The sequence below is a fragment of the Methanosarcina flavescens genome, assembly GCF_001304615.2.
GTDB lineage: Archaea > Halobacteriota > Methanosarcinia > Methanosarcinales > Methanosarcinaceae > Methanosarcina > Methanosarcina flavescens.
Window position 1 is genome coordinate 783,261 of the sequence record NZ_CP032683.1, and the last position, 16,657, is coordinate 799,917.

16 protein-coding genes and 1 pseudogene are annotated in these 16,657 nt (G+C 38.2%); 9 read left to right on the forward strand and 8 right to left on the reverse strand.

Features of this window, described 5'->3' with window-relative positions; all coding sequences use genetic code 11:
• Positions 1-4 precede the first annotated feature (4 nt).
• Together AOB57_RS03405 and AOB57_RS03410 are read right to left on the reverse strand one after the other, a co-directional pair.
• Positions 5-250: an acyl carrier protein gene (locus AOB57_RS03405; protein WP_054298641.1), complete on the reverse strand. Its 246-nt coding sequence runs from the start codon at positions 248-250 to the stop codon at positions 5-7.
• A gap of 349 nt (positions 251-599) precedes the next feature.
• Positions 600-1,262, reverse strand: a complete 663-nt coding sequence (locus AOB57_RS03410) for a 4'-phosphopantetheinyl transferase family protein (RefSeq protein ID WP_226999622.1) — start codon at positions 1,260-1,262, stop codon at positions 600-602.
• Positions 1,263-1,758: 496 nt separating this feature from the next.
• Here AOB57_RS03410 and AOB57_RS03415 point away from each other — a divergent pair, with 496 nt between their 5' ends.
• Positions 1,759-2,028, forward strand: a complete 270-nt coding sequence (locus tag AOB57_RS03415; protein WP_054298643.1) for a DUF2551 domain-containing protein — start codon at positions 1,759-1,761, stop codon at positions 2,026-2,028.
• 166 nt (positions 2,029-2,194) lie between these two features.
• Here the strand turns inward: AOB57_RS03415 and AOB57_RS03420 are convergent, their stop codons facing one another.
• The gene (locus AOB57_RS03420; RefSeq protein WP_054298644.1) at positions 2,195-2,425 is read right to left on the reverse strand and encodes a hypothetical protein; all 231 of its coding nucleotides are present in this window, start codon (positions 2,423-2,425) and stop codon (positions 2,195-2,197) included.
• A 484-nt stretch (positions 2,426-2,909) separates the two neighbouring features.
• Here AOB57_RS03420 and uppS point away from each other — a divergent pair, with 484 nt between their 5' ends.
• From uppS to AOB57_RS03445, 5 genes are all read left to right on the forward strand, one after another.
• Positions 2,910-3,806 carry a polyprenyl diphosphate synthase gene (gene uppS / locus AOB57_RS03425; RefSeq protein ID WP_193726288.1) on the forward strand — a complete coding sequence of 299 codons (897 nt, stop codon included), beginning with the start codon at positions 2,910-2,912 and terminating at the stop codon, positions 3,804-3,806.
• 387 nt (positions 3,807-4,193) lie between these two features.
• Positions 4,194-4,517, forward strand: coding sequence for a rhodanese-like domain-containing protein (locus AOB57_RS03430; RefSeq protein ID WP_167829525.1), 324 nt, complete (start codon positions 4,194-4,196; stop codon positions 4,515-4,517).
• A complete protein-coding gene (locus AOB57_RS03435) occupies positions 4,492-6,585 on the forward strand; it encodes a thioredoxin domain-containing protein (RefSeq protein ID WP_054298670.1) in 2,094 nt (697 codons plus the stop codon). Before AOB57_RS03430 ends, AOB57_RS03435 begins: the two co-directional genes overlap by 26 nt.
• A gap of 61 nt (positions 6,586-6,646) precedes the next feature.
• The gene (locus AOB57_RS03440; protein ID WP_054298646.1) at positions 6,647-6,877 is read left to right on the forward strand and encodes a cytochrome b5 domain-containing protein; all 231 of its coding nucleotides are present in this window, start codon (positions 6,647-6,649) and stop codon (positions 6,875-6,877) included.
• A gap of 268 nt (positions 6,878-7,145) precedes the next feature.
• Positions 7,146-7,694, forward strand: a complete 549-nt coding sequence (locus AOB57_RS03445) for an adenylate kinase family protein (protein ID WP_054298647.1) — start codon at positions 7,146-7,148, stop codon at positions 7,692-7,694.
• Positions 7,695-7,924: 230 nt separating this feature from the next.
• Here AOB57_RS03445 and AOB57_RS03450 read toward each other — a convergent pair whose 3' ends face one another.
• From AOB57_RS03450 to AOB57_RS03470, 5 genes and pseudogenes are all read right to left on the reverse strand, one after another.
• Positions 7,925-8,383, reverse strand: a complete 459-nt coding sequence (locus AOB57_RS03450) for an Ig-like domain-containing protein (RefSeq protein ID WP_054298649.1) — start codon at positions 8,381-8,383, stop codon at positions 7,925-7,927.
• Between the two features lie 814 nt (positions 8,384-9,197).
• Positions 9,198-9,719 carry a nicotinamide-nucleotide adenylyltransferase gene (locus AOB57_RS03455; protein ID WP_054298650.1) on the reverse strand — a complete coding sequence of 174 codons (522 nt, stop codon included), beginning with the start codon at positions 9,717-9,719 and terminating at the stop codon, positions 9,198-9,200.
• A gap of 75 nt (positions 9,720-9,794) precedes the next feature.
• Complete coding sequence (gene fpoF, locus AOB57_RS03460) at positions 9,795-10,835, reverse strand: F420H2 dehydrogenase subunit FpoF (protein WP_054298651.1); 1,041 nt, start codon at positions 10,833-10,835, stop codon at positions 9,795-9,797.
• Between the two features lie 94 nt (positions 10,836-10,929).
• Positions 10,930-11,916, reverse strand: a complete 987-nt coding sequence (mer, locus tag AOB57_RS03465) for a 5,10-methylenetetrahydromethanopterin reductase (RefSeq protein ID WP_054298652.1) — start codon at positions 11,914-11,916, stop codon at positions 10,930-10,932.
• A gap of 473 nt (positions 11,917-12,389) precedes the next feature.
• Positions 12,390-13,428, reverse strand: a pseudogene (locus AOB57_RS03470) (IS630 family transposase).
• A 1,316-nt stretch (positions 13,429-14,744) separates the two neighbouring features.
• Between AOB57_RS03470 and AOB57_RS03475 the strand changes: the two are divergent.
• The 3 genes from AOB57_RS03475 to AOB57_RS03485 all read left to right on the forward strand — a co-directional run bounded on the left by AOB57_RS03475 (position 14,745) and on the right by AOB57_RS03485 (position 16,621).
• Positions 14,745-15,650, forward strand: a complete 906-nt coding sequence (locus AOB57_RS03475) for a right-handed parallel beta-helix repeat-containing protein (protein ID WP_054297915.1) — start codon at positions 14,745-14,747, stop codon at positions 15,648-15,650.
• A 509-nt stretch (positions 15,651-16,159) separates the two neighbouring features.
• Entirely contained in the window at positions 16,160-16,390 is a 231-nt protein-coding gene (locus AOB57_RS03480; protein WP_054297916.1) for a DUF2180 family protein, read from the forward strand.
• A 9-nt stretch (positions 16,391-16,399) separates the two neighbouring features.
• A complete protein-coding gene (locus AOB57_RS03485) occupies positions 16,400-16,621 on the forward strand; it encodes a DUF2180 family protein (protein ID WP_054297917.1) in 222 nt (73 codons plus the stop codon).
• The last annotated feature ends 36 nt before the right edge of the window (positions 16,622-16,657 follow it).

Here is a 16,657-nt window from a genome sequence, read left to right on the forward strand (position 1 = left end):
TGTTTCACTTCGACAGCTTAATTATCATATTGGTAATACCCTTAAGAGAATCAAAATTTTCCGGGGTGAGCATGTCCTCAGGAATATCAATAGAATATTTCTCACAGATATAATCCATAAGTTCAAGCAAACCAATTGAATCTATTATGCCATTTTGAGTGAGAGAATCATTATCATTCAGGAGAGTGTTATTGTCCATAAAAGAATTAGCCTTCAAATAATCGACAATATCATTCTTAATTTGTTCCATGTTTGAGTATCCCCTTTGTTTTCATATAGCAGACCGCCAATTATTAATAATACTCAACTGCGTCCACAATAACGTGAATTCCCACTGGTAATTACGTAACACAACTATATAAATAATGTGGACCACTTCATGTTGACAGAAAAGCCCTTTAGAAGCTGAAATTTGAGCAAAATTAATTTAGCACAACCGGCTACGCCAGAATGATAAAGTTCAGCCTCCTCGCTAAAAATAGTACAACCAGCTTACTCACCAGTATAATCCATAAATTTATGTGTATAGGGATGAGGTCGAAAATGATAGTACAGGATGCAGGACTTTAAGCCCTGGTTTTTATATAAAATACTTAGACTCAGTTAAAGTCGATTCTATGAAGGCAATTTATATCGATAATATGCGATTTTGAGTTGGTTATAACAGATAATATATATTTTTCATTTAAAATAAAAGTCCGATAGTTGACACTGCTGAGATCCAGTTTTTTATTGAAAATAAGATGCATTTTATTATTTGAAAACTTGGAATAAGCTTCTTTCAAAGTCCATATTTTTAAAAGATCGGTATCACTTATTGTCTCGTCCGTAGATAAGAGTTTCATGCTCAGATTTTTCAAATTACTTTTAAGAGCCAATCTTTTCTCAAGCTCAATGTCAATGCCGACCTCGACTTTTGAGATAGCAAGGGCTACAACACTTTCGGTGTATGAGATACAAATGTACGGCTCACTGTTATTAAGGATGCAAACTCTTCCATCCCCGTCTTTATATGTAGATATTCCTGAAGCAGAACTTTCACCAGTAACATTGCATAGAATTCGTTTTAAAACTGTTCTGGAGATAATGTACCTTCTCTTAAAATGACTAGTCTTTAATCTCGCAAGGGATTCCAATTCTATACTGCTGAGATAACCTGTATTGAGGGTGTCATAATCATTCAGGTCAACAAGAAAAATAAGAACATCGCTATGTTGCCACAGGTGAGGAATTTCATCGAGGGAAACGAGGGATGGTGACATTAAATTCTCATTGAACATACAGTCCACCTGTATCCTTATAGTATAGAATATTGTTTCATATCCTATTTACTGGGAGTTTGCTGAGCAGGGGCGTGGGGATCGAAAATTATGTTCTTTACACTCAGATTTTAGTGTAAAAATCATATAGACAATTTTTACTTCTTCAACATACTTTACAATTCTCACCCTTTCTTAAACATTGAGATAGAGAAATTTAAATCTGAAAAAAATGTTGATTATTTACCGCCGCCAGCAGCATGTTGAAATTCTTATGTTGATATTAAATTTATACTTCATATAAATAATTGAAAAAAGCAATACTAAAATATATAAACGATAAGGATATAGGGTATTCGTTTCTTAGCGCCCCTACTCGGAGGTCGCACATTTTTTATAAGTAAAAGAACAGTGAGTAATATAATGCAAAATCAATATAACTCAATCTTAACTGAGGTGTCAGAAACTGCAAACTGCGGAAGAAAGGGTAAGAGCGAGATTGATAAAGTATCTCGGCAGGGATGAAAGCGGGATACGCAAGGTTGTGCTCAATCTCTTCCTAACCGGAGACAAGTTCACCACCGGTGAAGTTTACGATTACCTGGATAAAGGGAATTTTGAGGTAAGCTACCGAGGAGTCTCGGCTATGGTCGGGCTTATGAACACAAGGCTCGGGATCCTGAGCATAAATGTCTCCGGAGATCACAACGTATATTCCCTTAAAGAAAACTACAAAAACATTGTCGGCTCTGTGCTTGAAAACTACTGAGCCGCTTTTATTGTTACCTGTTTTTGGGTGAGAATTTTCGAATTACCTACCTGTTCTGCTAAAACAGTGAAAAATATATGGACTGACAGCAGGTTTTCGATCTTGCTTCAGGATATTTAATCTGAAGTAAAAACTGAGAGATTAGAAATCTGGAGGCTTCCAGAATTTATTTCAATGTGACCAGTTGTGCATAAGTCCCCTCAGGAGTAACTGCATACTCTCCGACTCTGTTTCTGGATAAGTATGTCTGGAATATATTACTGACTGTCTGGGCATCTGTCAGAATTATATCATCATACGTATCGTTAAGTTTTACACACATGCTGATCTCAGATTCAGTCCAGATCAGTTTTTGATTGAAACTTTTCCCATAAATGGGAGAATCCATATTTGCCATAGAATTAGTTATCATAAAGAATGAAAATATTATAAGTAGAACGGAGACAAAAGCAGCTTTACGAAATTTATCAAGGATGAAATCGAGGTGTGAACATTACACTAATTAACCCCGTTACCCAACTAACAGATAGATTCTGAGTAATAAACTTTTTTCATATTTTATAGAGGATAAAAGAGTATTTCTCCTTGCCAAGGTTCACTCTGGTAGTCATTTTAGAGGATTTTCAAGAAAGAATTAAGTAGAGGCTCATTAAATTTGATTAAATTGTCTAAGACTGCATATGGAACTACATACATTTACGACAAAGAGGTTCTTAAGCAAAAGAAATATTAATATCTTGAGTAAGAGAAGGTAATTAGGTTCCATTGGAGAGAAGTTTACGAGGGTACTTCTCATATCCGTATATTAAGGAGGAAAGCGTATAAAAAGTTTAAAAGAAATGTCCTGGAACAGAGGAATCTTGCGAGCGGGACTTCGTCTTTTGAGAGACCGCATCTTCAGTATATTTTATCGTGAATATGAGAAAAGACTCGAGATAGACATTCTGAACTCAGAAATTCCACATCATGTAGCCGTGATTATGGATGGAAACCGGAGGTATGCGGGACAGCTGGGAAAGACCCGGAGTTACGGGCATGTAATGGGGGCAGAAGTTACTGAAAAGGTGATTGAGTGGTGCTATGGGATAGGAATAAAGCAGCTTACTCTTTACGCCTTCTCTACGGAAAATTTTCAACGCTCAGAAGAGGAAGTTGACGGTCTCTTCAACCTTATCAATGAAAAGTTCCTGAAAATCTACTCTGACCCAAGAACACATGAGAAAGAGATGCAGGTCCGCGTCATAGGAGACAGGTCAAAACTACCTGCTTTTCTTAATGAGTCGATTGAAAAAACAGAAAAAGCTACGGAGAATTACAGGAAATTTCACCTTAACGTTGCTATTGCCTACGGAGGCAGGCAGGATATAATTCAAGCAGTCCGTGATATTGCAGGTTGTATTTCCAATGGGAAACTCTCCCTTGAGGAGGTAGATGAGAATCTTATTTCAAAACATCTTTACCCAGCCCAGGGAGTTTCTGTTCCGAACGTTGACCTTATTATCCGAACTGGAGGAGACGAAAGGATTTCAAATTTTCTTCCCTGGCAGGCTAATGGGAGTGAATGTGCCGCTTATTTCTGTGCCCCTTTCTGGCCGGAATTTCGAAAAATCGATCTTCTGCGCTCTATTCGGATATATCAGGCCAGAAAAGCTGAAAGAAAACAGGAACAATCATGCAGGGCCTTAAAAGTTGTAAATTTTCTGAAAATTGGAAACTGTGGGGAAAAATTTGAAGGTATAGGGCAGCTCCAATCAGTAAAAAGGCAGGGGATTTCCTGAAATATTCTACAAATTATAATTTTATTGCAAACAATCTGAAATAATGTTATTACAATTAAATAAATTATTTTCTAGAACTTGAATGCGGAAACTTCAAAATAAAAAGAATGGCATATTTGAGAAGTTTTCTGTCTATATTACTTTTAAAGTGACTTCCCAGACTTTTTAAGATATTATAAGAAAAATCTCCCTGAATACCGATATATTGATATTCAGGAGATGAGTATTTAAGGTGGGGAAATTTGGCTACATCTAATTTTTCAGATTACAGGCTTGCAAAAAGCTTGGGGAAGAATATCATTATATCGAGGATAGACTAATTCATTCCAGAACCGGATTTCGTTTAGAATGGTATCTGGAGATAGATTAGAAACCTGGGGAGTTAGAATGGATACTGTTAGCAAGTTAAATTCGCGTCCCTTAAAAATCTACTTTCAGAGGGATGGGGAATCAAAAGGTATAACACCTGTAATTACGGCTCATGATAATTTTCAGTATAATTTAAAATTACTGGAAACTGAAAGCGTGGGAGACAAAGAAATTGTGGTTACATGCCCTTCAGGCGTGCAGGCAATGATAGCTGCCAGAATACTGACCAGGGAAGGTGCAGGGAAAACCAAAATTCCTAACGACAGAAAGCTCACTGGCGGGAAGAAGAAACCTGAGAAAAGCCGGAGGGATTTTACTGGGAAAAGAATACAGAAAACCTAACCGCCTGATAAATGAAAAAAGCCCTTATCTTCTCCAGCACGCCTATAATCCTGTGGATTGGTATCCATGGGGAGAAGAGGCTTTTGATAAAGCCAGAAAAGAAAATAAACCTATTTTTCTGTCAATTGGTTACTCCACCTGCCACTGGTGCCATGTGATGGCACATGAGTCTTTTGAGGACGAAGAAGTAGCAAGACTCATGAATAAGGCTTTTGTTTGCATAAAAGTAGACCGGGAAGAACGACCTGATATTGACAATGTCTATATGACAGTCTGCCAGATTATGTTAGGAAGAGGGGGCTGGCCGCTTAATATTATCATGACTCCAAGCATGAAACCTTTTTTTGCCGGAACCTACATTCCTAAAAAGTCCCGTTTTAACCAGACAGGAATGCTTGAGCTCGTGCCCAGGATAGAGGAGATCTGGAAAAGGCAAAATAAAGAAATACTTGATTCGGCTGAAAAAATCACGGCTTCTATCCAGAATATGATCACAGAGTCAGCGGGAGAGAGCATAGGGGAGACTATAATAGAAGAAGCTTATGAAGAATTGTTGAATTCTTTTGATAATGAATATGGTGGTTTTCAGAGAGCCCCAAAGTTTCCTACACCACATAAAATATTCTTTTTGCTCCGTTACTGGAAACGCAGCGGGAATCCCGAAGCTCTTCATATGGTCGAATACACCCTGGAAAACATGTACAAGGGAGGAATCCATGACCACCTGGGTTCGGGTTTCCATCGTTACTCTACAGATAATATGTGGATTGTTCCTCACTTTGAAAAGATGCTGTACGACCAGGCTCTTATTGCGACCGCATATATAGAAGCCTATCAGGCTACCGGAAAGAATCTATATAGAGAAGCAGCAGAGGGAGTTCTCGACTATGTGCTAAGAGATCTTACATCTCCAGAAGGTGGATTCTACTGTGGAGAAGATGCCGACGTAGATGGAGAGGAAGGAAAGTATTATCTCTGGAATTTAGAGGAAATCAGTAGTGTGCTTAGTCCTGAAGAATCCGAGCTGATTACACAGGTGTTCAATCTCAGCCCAGAAGGTAATTTTGAAGAGGAAATAAGAGGTAAAAAGACAGGAACCAATATTCATTATTTGTCCCGCTCCCCGGAAACTATTGCTGCCGAGATGGGAGTTCCCTCAGACGAGATTAAGAATCGGATAGAAGTAGCTAAAGAAAAACTCCTTGAAGCCCGGAACAAACGTAAAAGACCTGCAAAAGATGACAAAATTCTCACAGATTGGACTGGACTTATGATTACAGCTTTTGCAAACGGTTTCCAGGTCTTTGGGGAAGAGAAGTATCTGAAAGCTGCCACAAATGCTGCGGATTTTATACTCAGCAGGCTCTACAGTCCCGATAAACGACTGCTTCACCGATATAGGGAAGGAGAAACTGGAATTCTCGGGACTGCTGATGACTACGCATTTCTGATTAATGGACTTCTGGATCTTTACGAGGCAGGATTCGAACTTCGCTATCTTAAAGCAGCCCTTTGCCTTAATAAGGAATTCCTTGAACATTTCTGGGATCCTGTTCAGGGTGGGTTCTTCTTTACCGCAGACGATAGTGAATCACTTATTTTCAGGAAAAAAGAATTTGCTGATGCAGCCATACCATCAGGTAACTCCATTGAGATGCTGAACCTTCTTCGACTTGCGAGAGTGACTGCAGATCCTGAGTTAGAAGATAGAGCTCAGGAGCTGGAACGTGCGTTTTCAAAACTCATAAGGAAAATGCCATCAGGGTACACCCAGTTTTTATCAGCGTTTGATTTTGGTCTGGGCCCTACATATCAGGTGGTAATTGCAGGAAAGCGTGAGTCTGCGGACACGAAACGTATACTCGAAGAACTCAGGGCTTATTTTATCCCCAATAAAGTGCTGGTTTTCAGACCTGAAGGAAAAGATCCTGAGATTACAAATCTGGCAACGTATACGAAAGACCAGATTCCTATAGAGGGAAAAGCCACTGCATACGTCTGCCAGAATTATGAATGTCAGCATCCTACTACTGAGGTCAATGAGATGTTAAAAATGTTAAATGTATGAATGAAGTATAATTGAGGTTACCGTCAATTAACTATTAAATATTAAAATGGAGGCATGGAAAATGAAAGAATACACACTTGAAGAACTTGCAGAATACAACGGCAAAAACGGCAAGATGTATATTGCCTATCAAGGCCAAGTCTATGATGTTTCAGACAGTTATCTATGGGAGGATGGCATCCACCAGGGACTGCATGATTCAGGAAGGGACCTTACTGAAGAAATGGATGAGGCGCCTCATGGGCCTGAAATATTTAAGGATTTTCCTGTTATAGGAACTTTGAAAGAGTGAAGCCGGTCCGGTGTTAGGTAATTGAATTTGTTTCTGGCAGATGATCATAACAAACTAATCTAAAGAGTTATGAATTTTAAAATTTTTCTTAAAAACATTTTTTTATATTTTACCAAACTTTAGGGAACCCTGAAAAGATGGCACATTAAATTTCAGGGTTTGAGGAACCAAAAAAAGCCGCTGGTCCGGATACAATCACTAACATTGCTCTCAGATGTTTTCTCAGAGCTGCATTAAGTATAATTGATATAAATCCGTTTTGTTCTTTATGTTAATAGGACTCACCGGTACACCGGGCACTGGAAAAACCTCAGTGAGCAGATTTCTTGAAAGAAAAAGGCACTGGAAAGTAATTCACCTTAACGACCTCATCAAAGAGGAGCACCTTTACACCGAGATTGATAAGGAAAGGGACGCTGTCATTGCAGATATGGAACTTATCAGGCAGCGTCTTGCAGAGATTATTAGTGGAAAGGAAAATGAGGTAATAATTCTTGAGAGCCATCTTGCTCATTACATTGCGGACACTGTAATTGTACTCAGGTTATATCCTCCTGAACTAAAAATGAGGTTGGAAACACGTGGCTATTCTGAAGAGAAAATAAAGGAGAATGTTGAGGCTGAAGCTCTCGATGTAATTCTGGTTGAAGCCTTTGAATGGTGTGAAGAAGTTTTTGAAATCAATACGACAGGTAAAAGCATTGAGGAAGCGGGACAGGATATAGAAAAAATCATAGAGCACATTTTAAACGGTAGTGAAGAAGAACTATTAGAGTATAGACCTGGATCAATTGACTGGATTGACTTCGCTACTTGATTTTTCATTAATTGCCTTTTTGCTAAAACTTTTTCCTAAAAAGTTTTCGATAAAACTTTTCCCTAAAATCTTTTTGATAAAATTTCTTCCTAAAATCTTTTTGCTAAAATTTCTTCCTAAAAAGTTTTTGGTAAATCTTTTTCCTAAAAAGCTTTGCTTTAAAGAAAATTAGTAAGGGATATGGGGATCAGACCCCGGAAGATTAACACTTCCTTTTCCCTTAAAAGTGCTTAGCACCTGCAACTTTTGCATGCTGAACCAGTGGGGTTCTTTGCACAGATAAAAGTGCACTTTGAGCAGCTGTCGCAGTTGATATTAAACGTAACTGTTGCACAATCGGTTCTTCCATCTTTACCCTTTACACAGTATTTGAAACTGTCAGTACAAGCTTTAGTGCATTTTGCTGGCTTTGTGTAGCAGAATTTACCATTACTCTGAATACAGATCTTACCGCCCAGTTTGGTATTAAAACATCCAGGTTTAGCAACTTTAAGGTTGCATCCTTTGTCATTCTTCAGCACGTTATTGCAGTAAGATTTAGATTTACAGTTAAGTGTAAATTTATCATTTACTGCATCTGTTTTTACCTTACACTTGTAGCATGAGGAGCACGCGGCTGCTCCTGTCATAGACATGACAAAGAAGACCAGCGTGATAACACAAATTGTCTTAAACATGGTTTTTCTCATAATATATCCTCCATAGTATGCACTCAACCATGAAAATTTCAAAGATATTGGTTTTTAAATCCGATTATCACTGGCAATGAAAATATATTCTTCCGGATTAAACCCCCCAATTTATCAGGGAGATATATTTTCATATGATTGAGTGGTAGTTCTACAATATATTTCAACAAACAGTTTAAAATTAAACTGCTAGTTTTGAAATTTTATGCATCTTTAACTTTTCCAAAAATACAGTCACTTACCAATGTGCTGAGTTACAATATCGATTGCAGCAGTTAACCTAGTATGTCAAATTTAGGTTAAAAGTTGAAACGTACTGTAACAAAACACATAGGAATTGATCCTACATTTGTATGAAAAAGTTTAAAGAATACACAAATAGAAATAGAACTTTCTTTTATAAGAAATTTTCTCTTTGATATAAGTCACACTGTTTACATCTGATACTTATCTAAAAAATTTAAATTGATGGTAGAAAAGTTTTTCATAAGTGGCTATATATAAATAATTACAGGATAGAGAATAAAAGGTTAGAAGGAAAGGAAACAAAATTGAAGGAAATGAAAAATTAGAGAAATAAAGTAAGTAAAAAGAGCTGAAAATCAGGAAAAAATAAAAAGTGTTGAAATTAAGGAAAAAAGAAGGCAAAGAAAGTTAAGAGTAAGGAAAGAATGAAAAAAGTAAAGAAAACTGTAAAGAAAAAATAAAGGTGAAGATTAGCTACATTGAGAGGGAGAAAAAGGCTGTAAACCTTTTTAGAGACTGATAAACAACGATAGGTCACCAAATGCAAAATCTTATATGCAGAGTACCTTCATAGCGAGGAATTACTATCACTGGCAGAAACATTCCTCAAGCGAGTTACTCCGTCAATTTCCCTTATAACTTCCACAATAGGCTTTGGAACAAGGTGTTCCCATTTCTCCCCTGCAACCATCCGCCTCCGGATCTCCGTGCCTGAGTATCTCTCCCGGACATAAAGGGGGGATTCTTTTACGCAAAACCCGGCTTCCCGGAAGAGTTGAATAACAAGCGGATTGTTTGAGTACACTACTTGAAAATTTGGCGTTCGGGATGCAACGTGATGAACCCAGATAGAATTGTACCTGACATCTTCAATGGGGAGAACATAGTGCCGGATAGGGAGATTTTCAAGCGCATTGTACAGCATCAACACTCTTTCCCCTGCCGTAAAAGGATCAGTGGATTCGTGGCTTTTCTGGGCGCTTCCTATGCCTATGACCAGTTCGTCAACTTCTTCCGCAATCTGCTTAATTATAGCATGGTGCCCGAAATGATACGGTTGAAAACGTCCAATATAAAAAGCTCGCACCATCCCGGATTCCAACCTCCTACCATGCACTGACTATCTTTTCAATATATCAGAGTTTTAGACTACTTCGTTACGGATTTAGACTACTTCGTTACGGATACCTGTCTCAAAGGTGAACTCCTTACATACTTCCGCAAAATGTTCAGCATTGTTTTTGCGCTTCATATCAATAAGCTTTCCGACAAGTTCGAGACCTGGCTTGGGGTCTTCCATAATTTCCATCTCATCACGGACCATATCGAAGTATTTCTCTCCGATCTCTGTTCTTATGAAGACCGAGTTCCACCCATCTGGAGCTCCGACAGAACCTATTGAAATATCGGCAAAGACCGAAGTGTAGTCACAGCAGTGATGACAGGGATTCCGTGCATATTTGGCCACAACCTTGATAGGTACAGTGTGAACCTCGCCGTCACTGGTATAGACCCAGAATTTACCTTTGGTGAACTCCATCTTCGTGACATCCTCGATCTTTACTTTCATGATCTCAGGAATTATCTTTCCAAGCATTACATCTTGATGAAAACTTTCCATACAGAGTAATCCAATAATAAGTACAATTTTTTCGCTTACGTTATCACGGATAAGTTTTGCAGAATGAGCCTGGCAGGGCACACCGACAACAGCAATCCGGTCATATTTTTCGAAGGCTTCTCTGAGAGCTGCAACGACCGGGTCAGAGGTATACTTGGTCCCTCTTGTCCTCTCGACGTCTTCAGCACTTGTTAATAGAACTACTTCAGGTTCCCATTTCTCGTTTCGAGTAATTCCGACGGCGCAATCTATCTTATCCAGATTGAAAAGAGTTTTCAGGATGCCGCTGGCTACTCCTCCATCCTGGCTACCGGCACTGTCCTTAGATCTGGCGGCAAAAAACTTGCGTACATTTGCAAGCTCATTCTCAATGAAACCGTCTACTACCGGACAGATTCTGCTGCAGATTAAACAACCTTCACAAACCAGATATCCAGCTCCTTTCTCATAAAGATTTAGATCATTCGGATCACGAATTTCTGCCGCCTTCTTTACAGTTACAGCCCCTATGGGACATACGGCCTCGCATGCCCCGCAGGCTGCGCATATGTCATGTTCAATGACTTCTGCAATCTTTGGTGGCATTAGTTACCTCCAGTGCATTAATTTGCTTGCCTTAAGGACAAATGTTTTTTAAAAACCAAAAAAATAAAAAAATATTGTGAAGGATGTAATAAAATTACATCTTTGCAATGATTTCTTTACCTATAAGCTTTATTGCTTTTTCTTTATCAGGACCGATCGGAGATCCGGCAACAATCTGGGTAACTCCGATTGCTTCAAGGTCCCTGATTCTCTTCATGCAGTCTTCAGGAGTTCCGCAGATAGAAAAGGCCTCAATCATCTGAGGGGTTACGAGTCCGCCCATGAGAGCTCCGAAGTCTCCCTTGGCAATTGCTGCACCTATCTGGCTCTTGGCTTCGACTGGAATTCCATGGCGCTCAAGAACAAGGTCAGGGGAACCTGCAACAATGAATGCAACAACGACTTTTGCAGCATTGACTGCCTTTGCAGGGTCTTTGTCAATTGAGAAGCAGGCGTATGCTGTAACATCGACTTCTTTCGGGTCACGGCCTGCCTTTGCAGCTCCTTTCTTGATCTGCTCGACAGCAACTTCGAAGTCCTTCGGGTGGGATGCATTGATAAGGACGCCATCTGCAACCTCACCGGCAAGTTCGAGCATCTTGGGACCTTGGGCACCCATGTAAATGGGAACGTCTCCAACTTTAAAGGCAAGCTTTGCACCTGCGAACTTAACCATTTCCCCATCCATAGATACCTTCTGGCCTGAGATGAAAGCTCTGATTGCCTGAATAGCTTCTCTGGTGGTTGCAAGAGGTTTCTCCCATGCAATGCCCATGGCATCGAAGGTTGCCTTGTCTCCTGGACCGAGACCGAGGACTGCCCTTCCACCTGAAATTTCAGCAATTGAGGCAATGCTGGATGCTGTTATTGCGGGGTTTCTGGTGTAGGAATTTGTAACACCGGAACCGATCTTTATACTGTTGGTGTTAAGAGCCAGAACGGTGAGAGTGGAGTACACATCACGGTTGTTGTAATGGTCAGTGATCCAGACATAGTCGAATCCCTGCTGTTCTGAGAGCTTTGCGTAATATGCGATCTTTAAGGCAGGATCGCTCGGCACAAATTCAATTCCGAACTTCATCTCAAGTTACTCCTGAGTACTGTTTATTTAAATAATGGGTTCGTTTTTGTCCCCAATATATCACTTTTGAATAATAATTAATACCCATTACAATAGATATTAATTATGAATCTTAACTAAATTCAATTAACAGTATTTAAGAATCTATATATAATTAACTGTATTAAACGAATTATATAAAACTCTTCTGATAAAAAGACTCCCTCATTTTTCCTCACACTAGAGTCTTTTCAAACCCTAGCCATTAAAGAAAGTTAACCAAACCTTAAAAACCTTTTCTAAAAACCGCATTAGCAGCCTCGTTTTCAAATCATACATGCCTGGATAAGCAGAATGGGAAAAAGCATTTTTAAATGAATTCATTTTTACCAAAGCTAGCAAAAGGTTTATATTGGAAAACGGTATGTGCCGAGATTCCCCGTGCTTCCGGTTAAAGCCCAGGAATGTTAATTCAAGAACTTATAGTTCTTCTCTCAACTAATTACACTTTTAATTTGTGGATAAAATTTTTCTATCCAACTTTTTGCAAATGATATCGAACCCTCTATCCTGTTAAATTCATTTTTGATTATATTTCTCAAATGTTCTTTTGATTGAATAAATCTGACCGATACATCTCTTTTAATTGTTTTCCATATTAACTCTACAGGATTCAAATCTGGTGAATAAGGTGGAAGAAACACAAGTTTAATTCCCAATTCTTTTGCTTTCATTTTTGTTTTATCTGCTTTATGTGCTTTAAAATTATCAAGTATAAGTACTATGATTTTTCCTCTGTTCTCTTTCGCTATTTTTTCAAGAAACTCACATACACTTTCTGCCTTTGAACTTTCTTTAAAATCAATCAGATTATTCCCATTAATTGAGTAAAAGGCAAATACATTTGCCTTTATGTAATCTGTATTTTTTATCATTGAAGATTTTGTAAATGACCACAAACGCTGCGTATTTGCTTTTGTTTGTGGTGAGGATTCATCAAGGAAACCTATTACATATTTCTAATGTGAAAGAGGATACTTTGGAACTGTTTCACTTAACTTTTTTTAAAATTTCTTCTGCATCTTTAGGTCTCCTGTAGTCGAGAATATAAGGTTTTGAATGATGCATTCCAAAGTTTTTCAGTATAACTCCTATCCTTTTTAATGAGTACTCAACGCCATATTTTTCCTTTATTAGCTCTAATACTTCTCTGGTAGTCCAGAAATCTTTCTTTTTCAACAAACTCTTTAATTCTATCATTTGTTCGTCAGTAAGCTTAGGCTTTCTTCCTCCACCAAATTGTGGCATCAAGGCGGCATAGCCGCCTTTATTCCAATAATCTTGCCAATAATAGCCACATTTCTTAGTTACCCCAACTTTGATGGCAGCTTCTTCAACAGAATCTCCTAAATACCTAAATTTGATAAAATAAAGCCTTTTTAGAACGCGAGAGTTATTTTCATGTTTGATCAAGGAGTTAACCTCATCAAGACTTAACTTCTGATCAATAGCAATTTGTTCCTTCCCCACCATAAAAGGATAATATGAGTTAATGTGTGTAATACCTTACGTCAAGGACTATAAAACATTCAGTTCTTGCTTTATCTCAGGTGGGATATTTATATAAAAAGTTATGAAGGACATTTATATAAAAATCTTGATCTCTGATCAGCATAAGTGTTTGTTTTTCTGGCGGAGACAGTGAAGAAAACAAATCAACAAACTAGCATCAAAAATCAATATCAAAACAAGAATCAAATTACTAAGAAGTTTGGAAAGATAAATTTACCGTAGCTGATTGTACAACCTCAATTCCCAAGGGCATGCTCAAAAATATCCTTATTATCAAGCGATACCTTTCTGAATTTTAATCGACTCTTTCATAAATTAAGTGACAAAATATTTTGCTGAGAATTCCACTCAAAAGGTCGAATTGTCCAGCAATTAACTGCCTTTTTACTCTGTAAAGCTCCCCATTAAATTTTTGGAAATATACAATTGTCTAAAGGTAGGATAAACTCCGATTCAGAGACTCCAGGATAATGCCCAGAGCATTTATTTTTGTGGGCAGCACGTCTACCAGATGCGTTTTTAAATTAAGTAGTACAATTATAAGTTTACATTTAATAATCGTTCTGGATCTTTTTTTAGACAATCTGAACATATCGATTGTATTTTTTCTTTTGAATAAAAACCTACACCTTATGGAGTTGACAATGTAGTTGATTTGAGATCTATTGTGAAAATTTAATTTATTATTATCTTAAACATTATAGAACACCAAAATAACGACATACTGTTAAAACTTATTTTATAAAGTGCCAAAAACATTTTATAATAGGACTGCATAAGCCTGTGTGTCAACTCAGGAATTCGACAACGCTGAATGACAGCTTTTTAAAAGTAGAGTTGACCTGTGGCAAAAGACCATTATAAGTAAACAGAAAGTATTGACCAGAAGGATGCTGTCCTGTGGTCAGTAGCAAGTTTTGATTTGTAATCCAAAACTTCTAGTTTCCAGCCACCTCCAGTGACTAATCCCTATAAGTGATTGGAGAGTGGAGACTCTGTGTGCAGCGTGTATGCCCCATTAAATCAAAAGAACCGAATTGGATAGGTTCGAAAATATTACGCAGACGTAATAGGAATTATACCAGTATAGAGCCGACCTGATCAGGGAATTCTGTTAAAGAATTCGAAAATCCCTACCTGATTAGATTAGTTCGGAAAAGTAAGTATTACGAGTACGTAATATGGAATTTTTAAAGATAATTGGGAAGAAAGTACCTTACTGTATGTATTTTAATTTCACTTAAATCCCTATAAAAATCCAACCCAAAGGTGATACGATGCTTAAAAGACAACTAGGAACCCTATTCCTGGTAACATGCTTTATTTTAATAACCGTACCGGCTTCTTTAGGCGCTGCGAGTACACAGAGTTCAAAGGTAGTAACTGTTGCAGGAGACGGAAGTGGAGACTATAATGTTGATGGGAAAGCCGACGACGTTGAGATTAACCAGGCTCTCGAATTTGCCGCAAATAACCCGGGCACAACTGTCCACCTTAAAGGTCCATTTACATACGATATAAGCGATTCACTCAGAATCGGTAGCAGCACAGTCCTTGAAGGAGACTCCAATGTAACAATTAAGCTTGCCAAAGGACTACCTCTCTGGGGCAGCCGCGAGAGCAGCATTGCAGAAAAGAAAGCCATGCTTATGATTAGAGGCAGTTCTGCAAACGACATTACAATTAAAGGTTTTACTGTTGATGGCAGTCAGTCAGACTATTATCCTAATGTCAGGCTTGGAACTTCCTCCTACAATATGGCAACACTCATAAGCGTTAATGGGTTAACAATTCAGGACATGACATTCCAGAACGGGTGTAACGACGCCATGCTTATCTCAAAATCCAGCAACATCATGATCGACACAGTAACTGTAAACAAGTGTGGTCACGATGGTGTGTATGCCTATCATGTAAACGGCATTACAGTTAAGAACTCTAAATTTATTAACCGGACTAATTCGTCCGTTCGGTTCGATTCCGTTACCAATGGTGTAATGACAAACAATGATTGTACTACATCTGGTGGTGGATACGCTGGTTTGGAATTACAGGGAACTCTTAAGAACATAGAAGCCTCTGGTAACTATTTCCATGACTTGCCTTCCCCTGCAGTAGTACGCTTAAACACAAAAGAAACTAATGTAAATATCCACGACAACAGAATTGAAAACTGTGGATAAGGAACTTAATTTATTGGAAAACTCTCAGCTCATTACCTGAGAGCCAAACCCATTTATTTTAAAAAGATCCTGAGATCAGGCTTAAAAATTGCCTGCTTTGCAGTTGATTTTATTCTTCAATTTTATATTAACTGTTGCCTGGCTTTTTTTAGAATATTCGTTGCAACTTTCCTGTAACAGTTTTGAGATAATAATAAATAATGAAATGTTATTGTGTATATTGGTAGTAAAAACAGCAGTTAAATAGACTGCCAGATAAAAATAGTTTTGATAAGAAGAGGGGAACTGGTCAGGGGGTGTGCCTTCTAAAGGGGAAAGGTCCCTTTGTGAGATCAACGGTAGCGAAATTGTAGAAAAAAGAATCGAAACTAAATTTCGTTTGTTGCGAGGGGAGATAACTCATATAGAGAAACAGGTGAGAATTTCCTTTGAACCAAGTACAAGATTGTTTATAATGCTTTTAAATTTGAAATAAAGTAAGAATATTTTTTAAATTTAGAGGGAAAACAATGAAATGCTATGAATGTGAAAGAGAAGGTAAAAATACTGATGCCGTTGGAATTTGCATTGTCTGTGGAAGAGGGGTTTGCAAAGAGCATCTTATTCATGAAGAAACTCCTGCCTGGGAGGGAGATTATCCTATCAAGCTAAAGCCCGACCTCGAGCATATTAAACGGATTGTGTGTGTTCCCTGTCATCAAGCCCTGAAGGAAAACTGTCTATTTAACGAGGTATGTTGAGGTGATTATATGCTGAAATGTTACGATTGCTTTGAAAAGAGTAAAGACATTGAAGCCGTTGGTGTATGCATTGTTTGCGGGAAAGGTTTATGTATGGAACATATTAAAGAGGTTGAGTTTCCCATGAAAGGGGGATATCCGCTGCCTAATTTGAATCTAAAAAAAGGGCTTCCCAGGATGATGTGCCGCGAATGTATAGACTCTGTTTTTGGCGAAGATATGTGCGTATGATTCCACAGGTTTCAACATAGCCTCTAAATTGCAGGT